Genomic DNA, 19,909 nt, shown 5'->3' with positions numbered 1-19,909 from the left:
ACTGCGCGGCGCCGCTGCCCCAGCGGCGCCGCGTTCGTTCGTCTTCCGAGGGTAGACACCGCCATGTCCCACACCCGGCGCGAATGGTTCTTCGCCCTGGTCCTCGCGACCATCTGCATCGGACTCTTGTTCCTCGACCTCGCCCCGGCCTCGCCGGTCACCACGGGTCTGCACGCCCGCGCCCTGGTCACGGCCGTCGACAACACCGACGTGCGCACCAACCTGATCGTCAAGACCGACACCCAGGCCCTCGAGGTCCGCCTGCTGAGCGGTCCGCACCGGGGCTACGCGATGTCGATCACCAATCGGCTCACCGGCAAGATGGAGTTCGACGAGTTCTACGAGGCCGGGGCGATCGTGCTCGTGGAATACGATGTCGTCGACGGTGAGCCGAAACACGGCGCCGCGCGCGGCCATTACCGCCTGCACCTGCAGTTGATGCTCGTCGGCCTCTTCGCCGCCCTGCTGATCGCAGTCGCCGGTGTGACCGGGTTGAAGGCCGCCCTCTCGTTCATCTTCGCGGCGCTCGTCCTGTGGAAGCTGTTCTTTCCGGCGGTCCTGCTCGGCTTCTCGCCAATCCCGACCGGCCTCGCGATGGTCGCGTTGCTGACCGCGAGCATCACCTTTTCGATCGGTGGCCTCAATCGCCGAGGGGTCGCCACGTTCGCGGGCTCGATGCTTGGCGTGCTGCTGACCTGCGCGCTGGCCTACACCTTTACCCATGCCTTCCAGCTGCACGGGGCCGTGCGCCCCTTCGCCGAGACCCTGCTCTACTCCGGTTATTACGAACTGCGTCTCACCGACATCTTCATCGCCAGCGTCTTCATCGCCTGCTCGGGCGCCGTCATGGACCTGGCGATGGACATCGCCGCGAGCATGGAGGAGATCGCTCAGAATCGCCCGGACATCGGGTTCTTCGAGCACCTCGTCTCGGGTCTGCGCGTCGCTCGCGCCGTCGTCGGGACCATGACGACGACCCTGCTGCTGGCCTACTCCAGCAGCCACATCTGCATGTTCCTGTTGTTCGTCGCCAAGGACCTGCCGCTCGCGAACGTCCTGAACGCGCCGTTCGTCGCTGCCGAGATTCTCAACATCCTGGTCGGCAGCTTCGGCCTGGTGACGGTCGCGCCCTTCACCGCCCTGGTCGCGGCCCTGCTCTATCATCTCCGCGGCCGTCGCGCGGCCGAGCGCGGCGAGCTCGTCGCGCCGGCCTCGCTCGGCGGAGAGGCCTGAGCGTCCCGCCGGCACGGCGGACTCGGCCAGGGATGCCGAGCTGCGCACCAACGATTGCCCCGCCCCTGGGCTCTCGGTAGACTTGGCAACTCGCTGGCGCCCGCCGGCCCGTCGAGCGATCCGCCGGCGCCGTCCCCTGCCTTTCTGGACCGGCCGCGAAATGCGGCCGGTCGTCGAACCGATCCTCAACCTCGATAAAGACCAAGCAACCGATCATTTGGAGTCATCATGGCCGTCGAACGCACCCTCTCGATCATCAAGCCCAATGCCGTCGCGAACAACGCGATCGGCGCGATCCTGGCGCGCTTCGAGGCGGCCGGCCTGCGCATCGTCGCGGCCCGGATGCTCCACCTCACCCGCGAGCAGGCGAGCGCCTTCTACGCCGTGCACCAGGAGCGCCCCTTCTTCGGCGAACTCGTCGACTTCATGACCTCGGGCCCGGTGATGGTGCAGGTCCTCGAGGGCGAGGACGCCGTCGCCCGCAACCGCGAGGTGATGGGCGCGACCGACCCGGCCAAGGCGGCCCCGGGCACGATCCGCGCCGACTTCGCCGATTCGCTGACCGAGAATGCCGTCCACGGCTCGGACGCCCCCGAGACCGCCGCCGTCGAGATCGGGTTCTTCTTCCCGGAGGGGGTTTGTGAGCGCACCCGGTGACACGGGCCGCGGCCCGGCGGACGCCCCGATCGACCTCCTGGATCTGACCCGCGCCGGCATCGAGTCGCTGGTCCAGGGTTGGGGCTACAAGCTGTTCCACGGCCGCAACCTGTTCAAGTGGATCCACAAGCATGGCCTCACCGACTTCGAGGCCATGACGGATCTCTCCAAGCCGCTCCGCCAACGGCTGGCCGCGACCTGCACGGTCGCGCTGCCGCGGGTCGTCTTGGAACAGCCGGCACCTGACGGGACCATCAAGTGGCTGACCGAGGTCGGTGACGGCCAGCGCATCGAGACCGTCTTCATCCCGGAGACCGGGCGGCGGACCCTGTGCATCTCCTCGCAGGTCGGCTGCGCGCTCGATTGCGCCTTCTGCGCCACCGCCCGGCAGGGGTTCGCCCGCAACCTGCGCCTCGCCGAGATCGTCGGCCAGGTCTGGTACGCGACCCGTCGCCTGGGCGTGGCGCCGAGCAATGTCGTCTTCATGGGCATGGGCGAGCCGCTGGCCAATTTCGAGGCGGTCGTCGCGACGATCGATATCCTCCGCGACGACTACGCCTACATGCTCTCGAAATATCGGGTGACCCTCAGCACCTCTGGCATCGTCCCGAACATCGCCCGTCTGGGCATCGTCAGCGACGTCGCGCTGGCCGTCTCGCTGCACGCGCCGACCAACGCGTTGCGCGACGAGTTGGTTCCGATCAATCGCAAGTACCCGCTGGAGGCACTGGTACCGGCCTGCAAGGCCTATCTGCGCGGCGACCGGCGACGTCGGATCACCTGGGAATACGTGATGCTCGATGGTGTCAACGACGGCCTCGGCGAAGCCAAGCAGCTGATCCGGCTGCTCGAAGGGACCCCCTCGAAGGTCAACCTCATCCCCTTCAACCCATTCCCGGGGAGCGGCTTCGCGACCTCGCCGCCCGAGCGGGTCGAGGCCTTCCGCCAGCGGCTGCTGCGTTCCGGCCTGGTGGCCACGACGCGCAAGACACGCGGCGAGGAGATCGCCGCCGCCTGCGGCCAGCTCGTCGGTCTGGTGCAGCGTCGCCGGCCACCCCTGGCTGGCGCGGCGGCGAGAGGCGCCGAGGGGGCTCGGCCATGACCGCGGTGATGCGGTTGCCGCGTCTGGCCGTGACGATCGGATTCTGCACGCTGCTCGGCGCCTGCGCGACCCCTCAGAACCAGTCCAGCGGCGAGGGCATCGGCAAGCTCAGTGCCCAGGAGACCGACAGCCCGGCCGACCTCTATGTCGCGCTCGCCTCCGAATACTATCGCATCGGTCAGATGGACCCGGCCCTCGACCGGGCGCGCCGTGCCTTGGAACTCGACCGCAACAACGCCCGCGCCCACTATGTGGCGGCCGTCATCCTGCAGCGTCTGCGCGAGGACGCGCTCGCCGAGACCCATTTTCGACGGGCGATCGAGCTGGAGCCGAACAACCCCGACATCCGCAACGCCTGGGGCGCCTTCCTCTGTGCTCAGAAACGCTACGCCGAGGCCGACGCCCAGTTCGCCGAGGCGCTCGCCAACCCCTTGTACAATACGCCGGCGCTGGCCCTGACCAATGCCGGCCTGTGCGCCGTCGGTGCGGGGGACAAGACCAAGGGCGAGAACTACCTGCGCCAGGCGCTGACCCGCGAGCCGCGTTTCGCCCCGGCCCTCTACCAGATGGCCGAGATCCAGTACGCGCGTGGTGACTACAAGTCGGCTCAGGGGTATCTCGAGCGCCTGATGCAGGGCGGTCAGCTCAACCCCAGGGCGCTGTTGCTCGCGGTGCGGGTCGAGAAGGCGCTTGGCAACCGTAAGCAGGCGAATGTCTACACCGAGTACCTGCGCAAGGGCTTCCCCGACGCTCCCGAGGTCCTCGAACTCTGACCCGTCCCCCTAGGGCGAGCGAGGGCGAGCCCCGGCGGCGTTCTTCACGGCAACCGTTTCACGACCTCGATATGACCGAGCCATCCGCCAATTCCGAGCACCCATCGACCCGCGAACTTGGCGCGGGTCCCGGTCACTGGCTGCGTCAGGAGCGCGAGGCGCGCGGGCTGACCCCCGAGCGGGTCGCCGCCGAGCTGCACCTGGCCCCGGCACTGCTCGAGGCGCTGGAGCAAGATCGCTATGCCGAGTTGCCGGCACCGGTCTTCGTGACCGGTTATCTGCGCAATTACGCGCGGCTGCTCGGCCTGGACCCCGAACCCTTGCTCCAGGCGTACCGAGCCGCGAGCCCGGCCTTGGAGCGGGCGGCGACGCGCGGCACTGGGCACAGCGCCCGGTCCGACGGCAGCGGCAGCCCGCTCTTTCGGGTCGCGACCCTCGTCATCGTGATCGGGCTTCTGGTCCTGCTCGGGCTCTGGTGGCAGGGCCGGCAGGGCCCGCTCGACATCACCGAGGTCGAGGAGACCGGGCCGACGGCCCCAGCCCTCATCGAGGCCCCAGACGATCCGCCCGAGGTCCCGCAGGGCCCGCCGCGCGCCCCCGACGAGGTGCCCTCGGCCCCAGACCCGGCCCCAGACCCGCCGACGGATGAACTGCCCGTCGCGCCGGCGCCGATCGTCGAGGCCCCGACGTCGCCCAGCCCGCCGGCCGCCGGGGACGAGGCGCCCGCGGCCCCCGCCCCGGTCGAGGTCGTGCTCGTCTTCGATGGGCCCTGCTGGGTCGACATCCGCGATGCGACGGGCGAGTTCAAGCTATTCGGCGAGATGGGCAAGGGTGATCGCCGTGTCCTCGGCGGCTCCCCGCCCTACTCCATCATCATCGGCAACGCCGCCGCCGCGACCATCAGGATCGACGGCGAGCCGTTCGACCTGGCGAGCCGCGCGCGCGGCAACGTCGCCCGCTTCACGCTCGATCCGACGGCGGCCCGCTGAGGCGCTCCGTCGATCGATCCCATACGGCCCCACAACAGTTCGATTCAGATGACGAAGAACATCCAGGCGATCCGGGGGATGCACGACATCCTCCCGGCGCAGACGCCCCTCTGGCAACACCTCGAGGCCCAGGCCCGGAGGATCCTCGCCGCCTATGGCTACAGCGAGATCCGTACGCCGCTGGTCGAGGTCACCGAGCTCTTCAAACGCTCGATCGGCGAGGTCACCGACATCGTCGAGAAGGAGATGTACAGTTTCGATGACCGTAACGGCGGCAGCCTCAGCCTGCGCCCCGAGGGCACCGCGAGCTGCGTGCGCGCGGCCATCGAGAACGGCCTGCTGAGCCAGCCTCAACGCCTCTGGTACCAAGGGCCGATGTTTCGCCACGAGCGCCCCCAGCGCGGTCGCTATCGGCAGTTCCACCAGATCGGCGTCGAAGTCTTCGGCCTGGCCGGCCCGGACATCGACCTGGAGGTCATCCTGATGACCCGGCGACTCTGGCAGGCCCTCGGCCTCACCGGGCTGCGCCTAGAGGTCAACACGCTCGGCGACGGGCCCGAGCGGCTCGCCTACCGCGCGGAGCTGGTCGCCTTCCTCGAGCGGCATCGCGAGCGGCTCGACGAGGACAGCCGCCAGCGCCTGTCGACGAACCCGCTGCGCGTGCTCGACTCGAAGGACCCGGGGACCCAAGCGGTCCTCGTCGACGCACCGCGGCTGCTCGACCACCTGGGCGCCGAGTCGCACGGGCACTTCGAGCAGCTCTGCGCCGGGCTCGAGGCGGCCGGCATCGCCTACGTGCACAACCCGCGGCTCGTGCGCGGCCTCGATTACTACAACCGCAGCGTCTTCGAGTGGATCACCGACGAACTCGGCGCCCAGGGCACCGTCTGCGCCGGCGGGCGCTACGACGGTCTCGTCGAGCAGCTCGGCGGTCGGGCGACGCCGGCGGTCGGCTTCGCGATGGGCGTGGAACGCCTGATCGGCCTGATCGAACAGGCCGACTCGGCCCCGGCGCAGTCCCTCGATGCCTATCTGGTCGCCGTCGGCGAGGCCGCCCAGGCGCGCGCCCTGCAGATCGCCGAGGACCTGCGCGACGCCTGCCCGGGGCTGCGTCTGATGTGTCATTGCGGCGGCGGCAGCTTCAAGAGCCAGTTCAAGAAGGCCGACCGCAGCGGGGCACGCTACGCGTTGGTCCTCGGCGAGGCCGAACTCGCCGCCGGGGTCGTCGGCGTCAAGCCGCTGCGCGCGGAGGCCGAGCAGACGCTGGTGGCATTGGACGAACTGCCGGACTACCTGGCCGGCCAGGGCTGACTGGGGTTGGGCGCGGCAGCGCCCCGCGGCAACCGATCAATCGCGATTCACGGGAGAGCATCGTGGCTCAATACGAAACCGACGAAGAGAAGGTCGAGGCGATCAAGCAGTGGTGGAAGGAGAACGGGCTCGCCGTCGCCGCGGGGCTCGTCTTCGGCCTGGTCGCCGTGTTCGGCTGGCGCGCCTGGCAGGACCATCAGGAGAACCGCGCCCAGCAGGCCTCGGCGACCTTCGAGCAACTGCTCGCGGTCGCGAGTCGGAGCGACGCGGATGCGGCCGCGGCGAGCCAGCTGACCAAGCGGCTGCACGAGGACTTCGGCGGCACCCCCTATGCGGCGCTCGGCTCGCTCGTGATGGCCCGCGTCGCGCTCGCGGGGGACGACCGCGAGGCCGCGAAGGAGGCGCTCGGGCAGGCGATCGACGAGGCCCCGGATCCGGCCTTGGCCGACATCGCCGCACTGCGTCTCGCACGCATCCTGATCGACGAGCAGGACCTCGAGGGCGCCGATGCCATCCTCGCCGGCCTCGATGCCGGCGGCGCCTTCGCCGGCGAGATCGCGGCACTACGCGGGGACATCGCGGCGGCCCGGGGCGACCTCGAGGGGGCGCGCACGGCCTATCGCGAGGCGCTCGCGAGCGGCGCCAGCCAGGCCCAGCTGATCGAGATCAAGCTGGCCAACCTGCCGGCGGCCGGCTGACGGCAGCCCGGCGCCGCCCCAACACCACTGCGTGACAACCCAGAGGGCCAGAGAATTGAACAGCTTCCGCCGATGGAACCGGGGAGACGCCACCCTCGTCCGCCTCGTCCTCTGCCTCGTCGCGGCCGTCGCCCTGGGCGGGTGTTCGTCGCTGTCCTGGTTCGGGGGGGACAAGGATCCCAATCCGCCGACGCCGCTCGCCAAGTTCACCCCCGATGTCGACCTGCGGGTGCTGTGGCGGCGCGACGTCGGGCGCGGCACCGACAAGCGGCGGCTCTATCTGGTCCCGGCCCTCGGCGACGGGCGGATCTTCGCTGCCGACGCGCGCGGCCTGGTCATCGCGGTCGACCCCAACGAGGGCCGTCCGATCTGGCGCGCCGACCTCGGCGTGCCGCTCAGCAGCGGGCCGGCGAGCGAAGGCGGTCGGGTCGTCCTCGGCACGACGAACGGCGACCTGATCGCCCTCTCCGCAGTCGACGGCACGCAACTGTGGCGCGCGCGCGCCGAGAGCGAGATCCTCTCGGTGCCGCGATTCGCCGACGACCTGATCGTCGTCCACACCCTCGACGATAACGTCTACGGCTTCGATGCGGCCACCGGCGAGGTCCGCTGGCGCTTCCTCAATCAGGCCCCGGTCCTGATCCTGCGCGGCAGCAGCAGCCCGGCCATCACGCCCTCGGGCGCGATCGTCGGGCTCACCGGCGGGCGACTCGTCAAGCTCGACCTCGCCGACGGGGTCCCGCTGTGGACGACTCGGGTCACGCCACCGACCGGGCGCTCCGAGCTGGAGCGCATCACCGACCTCGATGCCGATCCGGTAGTCCTCGACGACACCGTCTACGTCGGCACCTACAACGGTGACCTCGCGGCCGTCGATCTGGAGTCCGGCGTCGTCCTGTGGCGGCGGACCCTGTCGGTCTACGCCGGCCTCGTCGCCGACCCGAATACCCTCTACGTCACCGATGCCGACGACCACCTGTGGGCTGCCGATCGCGAGCGCGGTGCCGGGCGTTGGCGTCAAGAGCAGCTCGCGCACCGGCGTCTCAGCGCCCCGGCCCTGCTCGGCGACCTCGTCCTGGTCGGCGACTACGACGGCTGGCTGCACGGGGTCGCCCGTGCCGACGGACACCTCGCCGCCCGCATCCGGATCGCGAAGGGTCCGGTCACGGCCCGCCCGCTGGTCGTCGGCGATCGCGTCTACGTCTTCGCCGACGATGGTACGCTCGCCGCGTTGGCCCTCGGCGGCGGGCAGCTTGGCCAGCCGAGCGCCGCGACCGCCGCGGTCGGCGGGTCTGCGATGAGCGACCGGGCCGACACCGAGGCCGGCGCTGTGCCGGCCGTGCCGGCGCCCTGACCCATGCTACCCGTCATCGCGCTCGTCGGTCGTCCGAACGTCGGCAAGTCGACGCTGTTCAACCGCCTGACCCGCAGCCGCGACGCCCTGGTCGCCGATACCCCGGGCCTGACCCGCGACCGTCAATACGGCATCGGGCGGGTCGGCTCCGCCCCCTACGTCATCGTCGACACCGGCGGCCTCGGCGGTGAGACGAGCGACCTCGCGGCGCTGATGGAGGGCCAGGTCGAGCGGGCCATCGCCGAGGCCGATCACCTGCTGTTCCTCGTCGATGCCCAGGACGGCTGCGTGCCCGGCGACGTCGAGATCGCCGCGCGGCTGCGCCGCGTCGGCAAGCCGCTGACGCTCGTGGTCAACAAGACCGACCAGCGCGATCCGGACCTGGCGACGGCGGAATTCCATCTGCTCGGCCTCGGCGAGCCGGTGGCGATCGCCGCTGCCCAGGGGCGAGGTGTGACCGCCCTGATCGAGCAGGTGTTGGCCGGCCTGGCGAGGGACGACGAGACGGCGGCCGGCGAAGAAGGTCCCGAGCGGATCCAGGTCGCGATCGTCGGGCGCCCGAACGCCGGCAAGTCGACGTTGATCAATCGGCTCCTGGGCGAGGAACGGGTCGTCACCTACGACAGCCCGGGCACCACCCGCGACAGCCTCTTCATACCGTTCGACCGCCTCGGCCGTCGCTACACGCTGATCGACACCGCCGGCGTGCGACGCCGCGCCCGGGTCCAGGACGCCATCGAGAAGTTCAGCGTCATCAAGACCCTCCAGGCGATCGCCGCATGCCACGTGGTGATCCTGGTGGTCGACGCGCGGGCCGGCATCGGGGAGCACGACGCGACGCTGGCTGGGCACATCCTCGAGAGCGGCCGCGCCCTGGTCGTGGCGGTCAACAAGTGGGACGGGCTCGATGCGCAGGCCCGCCAGGCCGTCAAGGACGACCTCGGGCGCAAGCTCGCCTTCGTCGACTTCGCCGCCTACCACTTCGTCTCGGCGCTGCACGGCAGCGGCGTCGGCCTGCTCTTAGACGAGGTCGATCGGGTCTACGCCAACGCCACGCGCGACCTCTCGACGCCGGAACTGACCCGGCTGCTCGAGGCGGCCGTCCAGGAGCATCAGCCGCCCCTGGTCCGCGGTCGGCGGATCAAGCTGCGCTATGCCCACCAGGGCGGTCGCAACCCGCCGCTGATCGTCATCCACGGCAGCCAGACCGAGTCCCTGCCGGCGAGCTACCAGCGTTACCTGGTCAACCGGTTCCGCCGCGCGCTCGACCTGCAGGGCACGCCGCTGCGCATCGAGTTGCGCAGTGGCGCCAATCCCTTCGCCGGGCGCCGCAACAAGCTCACGCCCCACCAGATCAAGAAGCGCCGCCGGCTGCGCGAACACGTCGAGCGCCGCCGCTGACCGGAGACGGCCGACCCGTCGTCGGCCGAGATGGGGATCGCTCGGCTCGGGTGCGGCGCGCCTCAGAGCAGGGTCACGGCCTCCTCGAAGTCGAGCCGCGGGCCGCGGGGGAAGAGGCCCAAGTCATCGCCGTAGCCGAGATTGGCGAGGAAGTTCGAGCGTAGGCGCCCGTCGGGGAAGAATTCGGCGTCGACCTTGGCGCGATCGAACCCGGACATCGGACCGACATCGAGCCCCAGTGCGCGGGCGGCCAGGATCAGATAGGCCCCTTGCAGCGTGGCGTTGCGGAAGGCCGTGGTCTGGGCGAGCGGGGCATTGCCCGAGAACAGGGTCGCAGCGTCCGCGTCGTGCGGCCAGAGCCTCGGCATCTCATCGAAGAAGCGCCCGTCGTAGGCGACGATCACGGTCACAGGCGCGGCCTGGACCTTCGCGACGTTGCCGGCCATCAGGGCTGGCACGAGTCGCGCCTTGGCCTCTTCCGTGCGCAGGAAGACGAAGCGGGCCGGCAGGCAGTTCATGCTCGTCGGGCCCCACTTGAGCAGGTCGTAGAGGGTGCGCAGTTGGTCATCCGAGACCGGCCGATCCTGCCAGGTGGGGTAGCTGCGCGCCGCGCGGAACAGCTGATCGAGGGCCAGGTCGTCGAGGGGTCGTGTCATCTCGGGATTCTCCATCGGTAGTCATTCGCATCCGCGGCGGGGCCTGCCGACTGTGAAGGTCACCGGCCGGTCGTGCGTCGTCGTCGCCGTCCTGCCCGCGAGGGCCTCGCGATGCCGCCGCTCGGATCCGGAGCGCCATCCCAATCATCTCACGTCAACCGCGAGGAGGTGTTTCTCATGCCCACACTGCGTATCGTCACCAACGTCGAGATCCCGCCCGAGCAGTGCGCCGCACTGCTGGCCGACGCCTCGGGTACCGTCGCCGCGATGCTCGGCAAGCCCGAGGCCTACGTGATGGTCCTGATCGAGGACGGCCGCGCGTTGTCGTTGGGTGGTTCGTCGGCGCCGGCCGCCTACCTCGAGCTCAAGAGCCTCGGACTGCCGGAGGATAGGACAGCGGAGTACTCGCGCACCCTCTGCGATCTGCTGGCCGAGGCGTTGGAGATCGGTGCCGAGCGGGTCTACATCGAGTTCGCCGCCCCACCCCGCCACCTGTTCGGCTGGAACGGCGGCACCTTCTGACGCGCCGACAGGGGCCGATGGAGGCCCGCAACGGCCACCGCGCCGCTCGGCGCGGGCCGCTGCGGGGCTTGTTCGGTACGGGATCGGGGGGGCGTGCTCAGGCCGTGCTGACGAGGCGCTCGCGGACCTTGGCCGGCTCCTCTTCGGCCGCCATCAGCTCTTCCTGATAGGCCTGGTTGACGCGATCGCGCAGCTCCTTGCCGGGCTTGAAGTGGGGGACGTACTTGCCGGACAAGGAGACGGCCTCGCCGGTCTTGGGGTTGCGGCCGATGCGCGGCGGGCGATAGTGCAGCGAGAAGCTGCCGAACCCTCGGATCTCGATGCGCTCGCCGGAGGCCAGTGCGTTGCTCATGTTGTCCAGAATGCAGCGCACCGCCAGTTCGACGTCTTTGTAGGCCAAGTGATTCTGACCCGCGGCCAGCACATCGATCAGCTCTGATTTCGTCATGGCAATCATTCCGGCTAAAAGGCTAGGCGAGGCCCGGCGTGCCGGGCCTCGCGTGCGATCGGGCTGGCGTCAGGGGATCAGTCCCGACGGGCCTCTTCCATTTGCTCCTTCAGGATGTCGCCGAGCGTCGCCGTGCCGGCGGCCGCATCGCGCGAGTAGCCCTTGATGGCCGCCTGCTCCTCGTCGACGTCCTTGGCCTTGATGGAGAGGGAGATGGTGCGGTTCTTGCGGTCGACGCCGAGGAACTTCGCCTCCACCGCGTCGCCGACCTTGAGCACCGCGCGGGCATCCTCGATGCGGTCGCGCGAGATCTCCGAGGCGCGCAGATAGCCCTCGACCCCCTCGATCAGGGCGATGGTCGCGCCCTTCGGATCGACGTCGGTGATGGTGCCGCGCACGACACTGCCCTTCTCGTGGGCGGCGACGAACGACGAGAACGGATCCTTGTCGAGCTGCTTGACGCCGAGCGAGATGCGCTCGCGCTCGGGGTCCACCGACAGCACGACGGTCTCGAGGCGGTCACCCTTCTTGTAGCGGCGCAGGGCCTGCTCGCCGGGTTCGTCCCAGGAAATGTCGGAGAGGTGGACCAGGCCGTCGATGCCGCCTTCCAGGCCGATGAAGATGCCGAAGTCGGTGATCGACTTGATCTCCCCGGCGACGTGGTCGCCCTTCTTGTGGGTCGCGGCGAACTCGTCCCACGGGTTGCTCTGGCACTGCTTGATGCCGAGCGAGATGCGCCGACGCTCCTCGTCGATGTCGAGGACCATGACCTCGACCTCGTCGCCGACGGCGACGACCTTGGTCGGATGCACGTTCTTGTTGGTCCAATCCATCTCGGAGACGTGGACCAGGCCCTCGACCCCCTCCTCGATCTCGACGAAGCAGCCGTAATCGGCGATGTTCGTGACCTTGCCGAAGACCCGGGTGCTCTCCGGATAGCGGCGCGAGATGTTGACCCACGGATCCTCGCCCATCTGCTTGAGGCCGAGGGAGACGCGCTGGCGCTCACGGTCGAACTTGAGGACCTTGACCATGACCTCGTCGCCGATCTCCACCACCTCGGAGGGGTGCTTGACCCGACGCCAGGCCATGTCGGTGATGTGCAGCAGGCCGTCGATGCCGCCGAGATCCAGGAAGGCGCCGTAGTCGGTCAGGTTCTTGACGATACCCTTGACCTCCATGCCCTCTTCGAGGTTCTTCAGCAGCGCCTCGCGCTCGGCGCTGTACTCTTCCTCGACGACGGCACGGCGCGAGACGACGACGTTGTTGCGGCGCCGATCGAGCTTGATGACCTTGAACTCCTGCTCCTTGCCTTCGAGGTAGGTCGTGTCGCGTACCGGGCGCACGTCGACGAGCGAGCCGGGCAGGAACGCGCGCACGCTACCCAACTCGACGGTGAAGCCACCCTTGACCTTGCCGTTGATGAGGCCCTTGACGGTGTCGCCGGCCTCGAAGGCCTTCTCGAGGTAATCCCACGCGGCGAAGCGCTTTGCCTTCTCGCGCGACAGGCGCGTTGCGCCCGTGCCGTCCTCGACCGCATCGAGGGCCACCTGGACGTCGTCTCCGACGGCGACCTCGAGCTGGCCCTCGGCATCGAGGAACTGGATCCTCGGGATGATGCCCTCGGTCTTCAGGCCCGCATTGACGACCACGGTGTCTGCCGTGATCTCGACGACCTGCCCGGTGACGATCGTGCCGGGCTGGAGCTGGGTGTTGTTCAGACTCTGTTCAAAAAGTTCAGCAAAGCTTTCGCTCATGAGATCCTATATTCCTGCCGCGGCACGTAATCCCGCCCCTTCCGGGACGAGAGGGTTGGATGAACACAAGGTCGACGTTCGCGACGCCGACCACCATTCGCGGGCCGCAATCGACCCGCCACGCCGAGTCTGCGGAGAAGCCAAGGCATCGACTCCTCCCGAGTGGCACGCGCGGTGCCGAGCGCTTCGAGCCGAGCCTCGAAGCTGAGCACCATCCAGGATCGGCGATTCGTGGATGGTCCACCGGCCAGGGCCGGCTTGGTTGGCCGCTGGGCGCCCTCCTGACAAAGAGGCCGCGGCGGCCGGTGCGTCCCGATGGTGGCCGCGGCCTTCACCAGGGACGGCAGCGCCCCGGTCGGCCGGTTGACCGGGGACGATGCGGGGTAGTAGCCATTGCAACCCGCTCCCGCATCTCGACAGGCCGCGGTCACCGCGGCCTGTCGAGATGCGCGCTGGATGGGCCGGCGACTTCGACGAAGAGAGACGACGGCCTGCGCGGTCGATGGCGGATCCGGGGATCCGCATCGCGCCCCTTCCGTTACGCCCTGGATGTGGCTGCGGCCTAGCCGTCATCCCTCCAGGCCAGATCGGGCAGCGCAGACCGGGCGGCTTTCATAACGCAATCAAGTGCTTGCGAAATCGAGAGCGAACTCGTATCGAGCACGAACGCCCCCTCGGCCGCCCGCAGCGGCGCGACCGAGCGGTTGCGATCCCGTTCGTCCCGCGCCCGGATGTCCTCTACAAGGGTCGCAAGGTTAGCATCCAACCCCTTTTCTTTCAACTGTTTATGGCGCCGCCTCGCGCGCGTCTCAGGGCTCGCGTCGAGGAAGATCTTCAAGCGCGCCTCGGGGAAGACGACCGTGCCCATGTCGCGCCCGTCGGCCACGAGGCCCGGGGCGCGGGCGGCGCGCCGCTGCCACTCGAGCAGGGCCTCGCGCACCGGGCCATGGACGGCGACCTGCGAGGCTGCCGCGCCGGCCGCCTCGGTGCGGATGGCGTCGGAGACGTCCTCGCCATCCAGCCGGACCCTTCCGTCGGCGGTGAACTCGACCGGCAGGGCGGCGGCGAGTTCGGCGAGCGGCGCGGCCGCCGCGAGGTCGATCCCGCGCCGCTGCGCGGCGACCCCAAGCACCCGGTAGAGGGCACCGCTGTCGAGGCAGTGCCAGCCGAGGCGCTCGGCGAGCAGCCCGGCGATCGTGCCCTTGCCGGTCCCCGAGGGGCCGTCGATCGTGATGACCGGGACCATCTCAGCCCTCCCGGATCTGCAGCCCGACGCCGCCGGCCAGTGTGGCGAAGCGCGGGAACGAGGTCGCGACATTGGCGCAGTCCTCGATCTCGATCGGGCCGGCGGCGCGCAGCGCGGCGATCGCGAAGGACATCGCGATGCGATGATCGCCGTGGCTTTCGATGACCGCGCGCGCCCCGTCGGCGCCAGGCGTGCCGCCGCGAATGCGGATCCCGTCCGGTCGCGGTTCGGCCTCGATGCCGAGCCGCGCGAGCCCGTCGGCCATGACCTGGATGCGATCGCTCTCCTTGACGCGCAGCTCCTCGGCGCCGGTCAGCACGGTCTCGCCCTCGGCGCAGGCGGCGGCAATGAAGACGGCCGGCAGCTCGTCGATCGCCAGCGGCACGAGCGCCTCGGGGATGCGGATGCCGCGCAGCGGTGCGGACCGCACCCGCAGATCGGCGACCGGCTCGCCGCCGACGTCGCGCTCGGCCTCGATGCGGATATCGGCACCCATCGCCCGCAGGATGTCGATGACGCCGGTGCGGGTCGGATTGATGCCGACGTGCTCCAGCGTCAGGTCCGAGCCGGGCGCGATGCTCGCCCCGACCAGGAAGAAGGCCGCCGAGGAGATGTCTGCCGGGACCTCCAGCCGGCAGCCGCGCAGGCGCCCGCCCCCCTCCAGGCAGACCCGGGCGCCGTCGCGCGTCAACGGATAGCCGAAGGCGGCGAGCATCCGCTCGGTGTGATCGCGGGTCGGGGCCGGCTCGGTCACGCAGGTCCGACCCCGGGCGTAGAGGCCGGCCAGCAGCAGGCTCGACTTGACCTGGGCGCTGGCGACCGGTAGCCGGTAGTCGATGCCGGCGAGCTCGGGCGTGGGCGTGATGCGCAGCGGCGCGGTGCCCTCCTCCGTCGTCGCGATCTGCGCCCCCATCTCGGCGAGCGGCCCGGTCACGCGCCGCATCGGTCGGCGTGACAGCGAGGCATCACCGATCAGGGTGGAGGCGAAGCGCTGCCCGGCGAGCAGGCCGCTGAGGAGGCGCATCGAGGTGCCGGAGTTGCCCATGTCGAGCGGCCCGTCGGCGCCCCTCAACCCATCGCGGCCGACGCCGCGGATCCGTACCCGCCCGCCCTCGGGCCCGTCGATCTGGACCCCGAGCTGGCGGAAGGCGCCGAGCGTCGCGAGCGCATCGGCGCCCTCGAGGAACCCCGAGATCTCGGTCTCCCCATCGGCGATCGAGCCGAGCATGATCGCGCGGTGCGAGATCGACTTGTCGCCCGGCACGCGCAGGCGCCCGCGCAGCGCCCCGCCGGGCGAGAGATGAAAGCGTTGTCCTGATGATGCCGCGGCCAAGTTTCCCCCGCTAGAGTTGGCGGCGAACCATGGTGGCCCGCCGGTTCGCACAGGATCCGGAGTGTCGAGAAGGTGCGCATGATAACGAAATGCGCCCGACCTCGGTCATGTCGATTTCACGATTCGGCGTAGGCGTAGGTGCGGCTTCAGCCGCAACGCAATGCGCCCAGACGGCCGAGGCCGTCGCCTTCGTACGGCCGAAGCTGCGCCGACACTATTCAAGCGACAGTCGCGAAGGGATGTCGCGCGATGCACGGCGCGCCCTCAGCGCACCGCCGCAGCCTCGAGGATGTCCGGGCGGGCGAGTTCGGCGGCCCGCTCGGGCGAGTAGCCGAGGGCGCGGTAGTCCAAGATCCCATTCCGGGCGTGGCACTCCTCGCAGGTGCGTCCGGCCCGCTGGATGCCGTGGCTGATCTTCAGGCTGCCCATCTGGCGCATCCAGTGGGCCTCGACGCCGCGCAGCGCGCCGTCGACCAGCGGGTAATTCGTTCGCCAGCCGCCGGCGACGCCGAAGTAGGCCATGAACTCGTCCATCATGTAGAGCTTGAACGGGGTCTGGTACATCCGCACCAGGATCGGGTCGCGCAGCGCCGCCGCGACGGCCTCGCGGGTCTGGCCGGTCTCGTAGTAGGTCGGGTAGTCGAACGGCAGGATCATGGCGCCGAACGGACCCTGATTGCCCATATCCTCGTACATCAGCGCGTTGAAGAGCTTGAACGGATAGATGCGGCTCTCGCCGTCGTTCATGTAGGCGCGCAGGTTCTCCTCGATCATCCGGCGGCGCTCGACGAGTTGCTCGGGGGTGAGCTGGGAGAGCGGATTCGTGGCCGCCTCGACGTAGGCCTCGACGTCGATCTGCGGATAACGCACCTTCAGTGCCCGCGCGGCCTCGCGCACGGCGGCGACGACCTCGGGGTCGTCGATCCGCGCCAGTTGCGCCATCAGCGGGTCGTAGTCGCTCGTGCCGTTCGGGTTGTTGCCGAGGGCGTTGGCGAGGAAGGTCCCCTTCCCGTTGAACCAGAGGAAGGTGAAGCCCTTGTTGACCTCGCCGGAGCGGTAGACGTCGGTCGGCTCGTAGATGCCCTCCTCGGCCTTCCAGGTCGGGTGGACCCAGTCGCGCAGGACCACGTTCGTCGGCTGCAATTCTCTGATATGACAGGTCTCGCAGGCGATGCGGGCGATGTGGCCGTTGAGCAGGACCTTGTCCTCGGAGGCATTGTGCGGGGCCTGCGAGTGGCAGGTGACGCAGGAGACCTCGACGTCGGGCAGATCGTTCGCGACCAGGTCGACGCCGAGCTTGCCGCGCGGCAGCTTGTGGCCCTGCGGGCGGTGGCAGTCGGTGCACTGGATGTCGGCCGCGGCGTGCACGTCGTCGGCCGGGCTGAAGGGGTTGCCACGCTTGGCCCCCTTGTGCAGCAGCCGCTGGTTGCGCTCGCCGAGCGCCTGGGCCGCCTCGTTATGCAGATAGACGTCGCCGCCCATGTTGTGCTGGTGGCAGCGCAGGCAGTACTCGTTCGCGACCCGTGTCACGGTCAGGGCCGCGCGCAGGCTGCGGTCCTGGTTCCAGCGCAGCCCGACCGCGTCGCGCATCACGTAGCGCTGGTTCATGTCGTAGTCGGTCGCGTGGCAGATGAGGCAGTCGATGCCCTCCTTCGCCACGCCCGGCACGTCGCCGACCGGCATCATCTTCTCGGTGGCCGGCTGGTAGTTGCCACCGATGTGGCACTGCCCACAGCCCTCGCTGCGCAGCACGACGCCCTCGGCGCCGGCCGGCCGGCTCTCGATCAGGGCCGCCCAGCCGGTCCAGGAGAAGCTGCCCGGGATGCCGCAGGCGCGGTCGATCTTGCCGACCGGGATCGGCCGCGAGCCCGGGGCGTTGACGATCCGCCCGTCGTAGCCGACCGTCGAGAAGCCGCCGGGGGTCTCGCTCTGGAACTTGAAGTGCACCGAATTGACGATGTCGGCGAGGGTGTCGACCTCATCGATGCGCCCGTCCGGACGCCTGACCTCGATCGTCGCGTGACAGGTCAGGCAGGTCTCGGGGCCGGCGTAGCGGCGGATCCCGGCATCGCGGAAGTAGCGGATATGGCTCGGCTCGTGGTCGCGGACGAACGACGGCGTGCGCATCAGCATCGCGAGCTTGACCTCCCGGGCGAACGGGTCCTGGTCGTCGCGCACGATCGCCTCCGCGGCGCGCCGGCGCGCCGCCTCGGTCAGTTCGTCGGCCAGCGCCTCGAACTCGGCGTCGGTCAGGGCGCGGCTGTTCGGATAGGTCAGCGGCGCGTTCGCCTTGCCGACATAGGCCTCGAACAGGCGCGGATAGATCACCGGGTAGGCGAAGACCAGGAGCAGCACGGCCCCGAGCCCGATCAGCGCCCAGCGGCCGATCCGCGTCTTGATCCAGTCGTTCATGTCAGTCTCCGCCCTCGCGGTGCCAGCCGGTCAGCATCGCGCGCAGGTTCGTCGTGACGCGTGCCCCGGTCGTGATGACGTAGAGGTGCACCAGCACGAACAGGACCAGCAGGTAGCTCACGACGACATGGGTTCCCGCGACGATCCAGATGGTCCCGAGCCCGAACAGGGTCTCCGGCAGGCGCACCGAGAGGAGGAAGCCCCAACCGCTCAGGATCAGCAGCGGCATCAGCACGAACATTGCGGCCACGTAGCTCAGCTGCTGGAGCGGGTTGAGCTTCGCCGTCTCCGTGACGTGGAACGGGTGCGGGGCGCCGCGGAAGATCCCGACCAAGTAGTAGAGGCTTTGGTCCCAGGTCCGCCGCCACAGCCCGCGCAGCCGGATCCGGTAGTGGCGGCCGTTGCCGGTCACCAGGTTGCCGACGACGAAGCCGACCCAGGCGACCGTCAGCAGAATGCCGGCGGCGTTGTGGATCACGAGCGCGGTGCGGAACGGCAGCAGTGCGGCCGCCCCGGCATAGTGGAGGCTGACGCCCGAGACGATCAGCGCGACGAAGAGCGCGGCATTGACCCAGTGCCACAGCCTCAGCCAGCCGGGATAGAGATACAGCGCGGTCATGCCCTCCTCCTCCTCGCCCGGGCCGCGAGCCAGCGCCCCAGGCCGTGCGCCGCGAGCAGCCCGGCGACGACGGCGAGGCCGATCAGGCTCAGCCGGTCGATCGTCGGGCTGCGGCTCAGCCCGACGACATAGGCCTCGTTGAAGACCGCCCGGGACAGCCAACCGCGCCGGGCGATCTCCTCCTCGGAGCGATAGGCATACAGGTCGCCGAGGAGTTCGGCGCTGCGCGAATGACAGCCGACGCAGTCGCGCGCTGCGACCGCCGCCGGCTGGACCAAATGACTGGCCGGCGCGGCCGTCGGCGTGTGGCACTCGACGCAACGCACCGCCTGCCAATGGGCCTCGCGGTCCGGCAGCCAGGCATGCGGCGGCAGCGCCACGTCCGTCCCGCCCAGGACCGCGGGCCGATCCTGATGACAAGCGAAGCAGATCGCGTTGTGCCGGTGCACGATCGCGGCGAGCGGCTCATCGCACCCAGCCGGGCGAAAGTCGTGCGGATCGTGGCAGGAAGAACAGTCGAGCGGCCGAGCGTCGGCGGCGTCGGGATCGGCCTTGCCGTGCACGCTTGCGGCGAGCTCGGCGGCGATCCGCGCGAGCTGCGCGTGCACCGCCTCGTTCTTGCGGTGGCAGTCGGTGCAACCCTTCCGCTCGGTCGCGACCTGCGGATGCGGATAGCCCCGGTAATCCTCGGCATGGCAGTCGACGCAGACCAGCTCACGATGCGCCGACTCGGCGAACCGAACGGGATCGACGAACAGATCGACGATCGCCCAGGTCTGCGGATCGCGATACCCGAGGGTCGCCATCCCATGACAGCGCTGACACTCGCGCAGCGCGCCCGGTCGCTCAGCCGCCCCGAAGGCCGGTGGCACGGCCAACAGCACCGCTACGAGCAGCAGCAAGAGCGCCGCGCGCCGCGACGACGAGACAGATGGGTGTGGCAAGACGGACATGAGGCTCCGAGACGGCGGCGGCACCTGGGCGCCGGGGTCAGTGGCATTATAACCCCGTCATCGGCGGGCAGGCCGCGGCGGCGGCTTGGGGGCCGTCGCGCGACCCCCGGGATCTTGCGGCGAGGGCCTTGTCGAGAGGTCTTCCGGTAACGCCGGGGCGGTGCGCATGGGATCGGATCGCGCAACCGCTGACCGGAACGGTCGGCGCCCGCCCGCGCCCAAAACTCGCCAAATGGCCTATGATTGGCCGCGGAGACGCAGCTTCCACCCCTCGTAACCATTTAGCCCCCCCGCTTCGGACGGCCTGCCGGGGGTTGCGCGTGCTGTCAGATAGCGGGCGCTGGTAGGGGCGGTGCCGGCAACCCTTGGCGTCGTTGGCCGATGACCTCAGCGATGTACGGCCAAGGAGAGACGCCACGCTTGCGGCAGGTCTCGATGACGCTGG

General features: G+C 69.7%; 18 protein-coding genes. 10 read left to right on the top strand and 8 right to left on the bottom strand.

The features are described from left to right. Nucleotides 1–63 precede the first annotated feature (63 nt). The 9 genes from CKO41_RS00090 (at nucleotide 64) to der (ending at nucleotide 9,518) form a co-directional block, all read left to right on the top strand. Nucleotides 64–1,233, top strand: a complete 1,170-nt coding sequence (locus CKO41_RS00090) for a YibE/F family protein (protein WP_200380906.1) — start codon at nucleotides 64–66, stop codon at nucleotides 1,231–1,233. Between the two features lie 228 nt (nucleotides 1,234–1,461). After that, the gene (gene ndk / locus CKO41_RS00085) at nucleotides 1,462–1,890 is read left to right on the top strand and encodes a nucleoside-diphosphate kinase (RefSeq protein WP_200380905.1); all 429 of its coding nucleotides are present in this window, start codon (nucleotides 1,462–1,464) and stop codon (nucleotides 1,888–1,890) included. After that, the gene (gene rlmN / locus CKO41_RS00080) at nucleotides 1,874–2,992 is read left to right on the top strand and encodes a dual-specificity RNA methyltransferase RlmN (RefSeq protein ID WP_338115524.1); all 1,119 of its coding nucleotides are present in this window, start codon (nucleotides 1,874–1,876) and stop codon (nucleotides 2,990–2,992) included. The genes ndk and rlmN overlap by 17 nt, the downstream gene beginning before the upstream one ends. Beyond that, nucleotides 2,989–3,765: a type IV pilus biogenesis/stability protein PilW gene (gene pilW, locus CKO41_RS00075; protein ID WP_200254695.1), complete on the top strand. Its 777-nt coding sequence runs from the start codon at nucleotides 2,989–2,991 to the stop codon at nucleotides 3,763–3,765. The genes rlmN and pilW overlap by 4 nt, the downstream gene beginning before the upstream one ends. 71 nt (nucleotides 3,766–3,836) lie before the next feature. Beyond that, nucleotides 3,837–4,754: a RodZ domain-containing protein gene (locus CKO41_RS00070; protein WP_200380903.1), complete on the top strand. Its 918-nt coding sequence runs from the start codon at nucleotides 3,837–3,839 to the stop codon at nucleotides 4,752–4,754. A gap of 48 nt (nucleotides 4,755–4,802) precedes the next feature. After that, complete coding sequence (gene hisS, locus CKO41_RS00065) at nucleotides 4,803–6,065, top strand: histidine--tRNA ligase (protein WP_200380902.1); 1,263 nt, start codon at nucleotides 4,803–4,805, stop codon at nucleotides 6,063–6,065. 62 nt (nucleotides 6,066–6,127) lie between these two features. Continuing rightward, a complete protein-coding gene (locus CKO41_RS00060) occupies nucleotides 6,128–6,763 on the top strand; it encodes a tetratricopeptide repeat protein (protein WP_200380901.1) in 636 nt (211 codons plus the stop codon). A gap of 55 nt (nucleotides 6,764–6,818) precedes the next feature. Next, nucleotides 6,819–8,117, top strand: coding sequence for an outer membrane protein assembly factor BamB (gene bamB / locus CKO41_RS00055; protein ID WP_200253543.1), 1,299 nt, complete (start codon nucleotides 6,819–6,821; stop codon nucleotides 8,115–8,117). A 3-nt stretch (nucleotides 8,118–8,120) separates the two neighbouring features. Then, on the top strand, nucleotides 8,121–9,518 hold the full coding sequence (der, locus tag CKO41_RS00050; RefSeq protein WP_200380900.1) for a ribosome biogenesis GTPase Der: 1,398 nt from the start codon (nucleotides 8,121–8,123) through the stop codon (nucleotides 9,516–9,518). Between the two features lie 62 nt (nucleotides 9,519–9,580). Here the strand turns inward: der and CKO41_RS00045 are convergent, their stop codons facing one another. Further along, a complete protein-coding gene (locus CKO41_RS00045) occupies nucleotides 9,581–10,174 on the bottom strand; it encodes a malonic semialdehyde reductase (protein WP_200380899.1) in 594 nt (197 codons plus the stop codon). A gap of 177 nt (nucleotides 10,175–10,351) precedes the next feature. Between CKO41_RS00045 and CKO41_RS00040 the strand changes: the two genes are divergently transcribed. Further along, the gene (locus CKO41_RS00040; RefSeq protein WP_200253540.1) at nucleotides 10,352–10,696 is read left to right on the top strand and encodes a phenylpyruvate tautomerase MIF-related protein; all 345 of its coding nucleotides are present in this window, start codon (nucleotides 10,352–10,354) and stop codon (nucleotides 10,694–10,696) included. A 97-nt stretch (nucleotides 10,697–10,793) separates the two neighbouring features. On the opposite strand, the gene CKO41_RS00035 is transcribed toward CKO41_RS00040, so the two are convergent. The 7 genes from CKO41_RS00035 to CKO41_RS00005 all read right to left on the bottom strand — a co-directional run bounded on the left by CKO41_RS00035 (nucleotide 10,794) and on the right by CKO41_RS00005 (nucleotide 19,464). Continuing rightward, a complete protein-coding gene (locus CKO41_RS00035; protein WP_200380898.1) occupies nucleotides 10,794–11,144 on the bottom strand; it encodes an integration host factor subunit beta in 351 nt (116 codons plus the stop codon). A 77-nt stretch (nucleotides 11,145–11,221) separates the two neighbouring features. Then, a complete protein-coding gene (gene rpsA, locus CKO41_RS00030) occupies nucleotides 11,222–12,901 on the bottom strand; it encodes a 30S ribosomal protein S1 (protein WP_200380897.1) in 1,680 nt (559 codons plus the stop codon). A gap of 562 nt (nucleotides 12,902–13,463) precedes the next feature. Then, entirely contained in the window at nucleotides 13,464–14,147 is a 684-nt protein-coding gene (cmk, locus tag CKO41_RS00025; RefSeq protein ID WP_200380896.1) for a (d)CMP kinase, read from the bottom strand. Between the two features lies 1 nt (nucleotide 14,148). Beyond that, nucleotides 14,149–15,480 carry a 3-phosphoshikimate 1-carboxyvinyltransferase gene (gene aroA / locus CKO41_RS00020; protein ID WP_200380895.1) on the bottom strand — a complete coding sequence of 444 codons (1,332 nt, stop codon included), beginning with the start codon at nucleotides 15,478–15,480 and terminating at the stop codon, nucleotides 14,149–14,151. A gap of 264 nt (nucleotides 15,481–15,744) precedes the next feature. Further along, on the bottom strand, nucleotides 15,745–17,892 hold the full coding sequence (locus CKO41_RS00015; RefSeq protein ID WP_200380894.1) for a cytochrome c3 family protein: 2,148 nt from the start codon (nucleotides 17,890–17,892) through the stop codon (nucleotides 15,745–15,747). A gap of 1 nt (nucleotide 17,893) precedes the next feature. Continuing rightward, entirely contained in the window at nucleotides 17,894–18,511 is a 618-nt protein-coding gene (locus tag CKO41_RS00010; protein ID WP_200380893.1) for a cytochrome b/b6 domain-containing protein, read from the bottom strand. Beyond that, entirely contained in the window at nucleotides 18,508–19,464 is a 957-nt protein-coding gene (locus CKO41_RS00005; protein ID WP_200380892.1) for a cytochrome c3 family protein, read from the bottom strand. The genes CKO41_RS00010 and CKO41_RS00005 overlap by 4 nt, the downstream gene beginning before the upstream one ends. Between the last annotated feature and the right edge of the window lie 445 nt (nucleotides 19,465–19,909).

It is taken from the genome of Thiococcus pfennigii (genome assembly GCF_016583835.1).
Lineage (GTDB): Bacteria > Pseudomonadota > Gammaproteobacteria > Chromatiales > Chromatiaceae > Thiococcus > Thiococcus pfennigii.
Note: the sequence above shows the minus strand (reverse complement) of the source record. Positions and strands in the feature narration are given on the sequence as shown.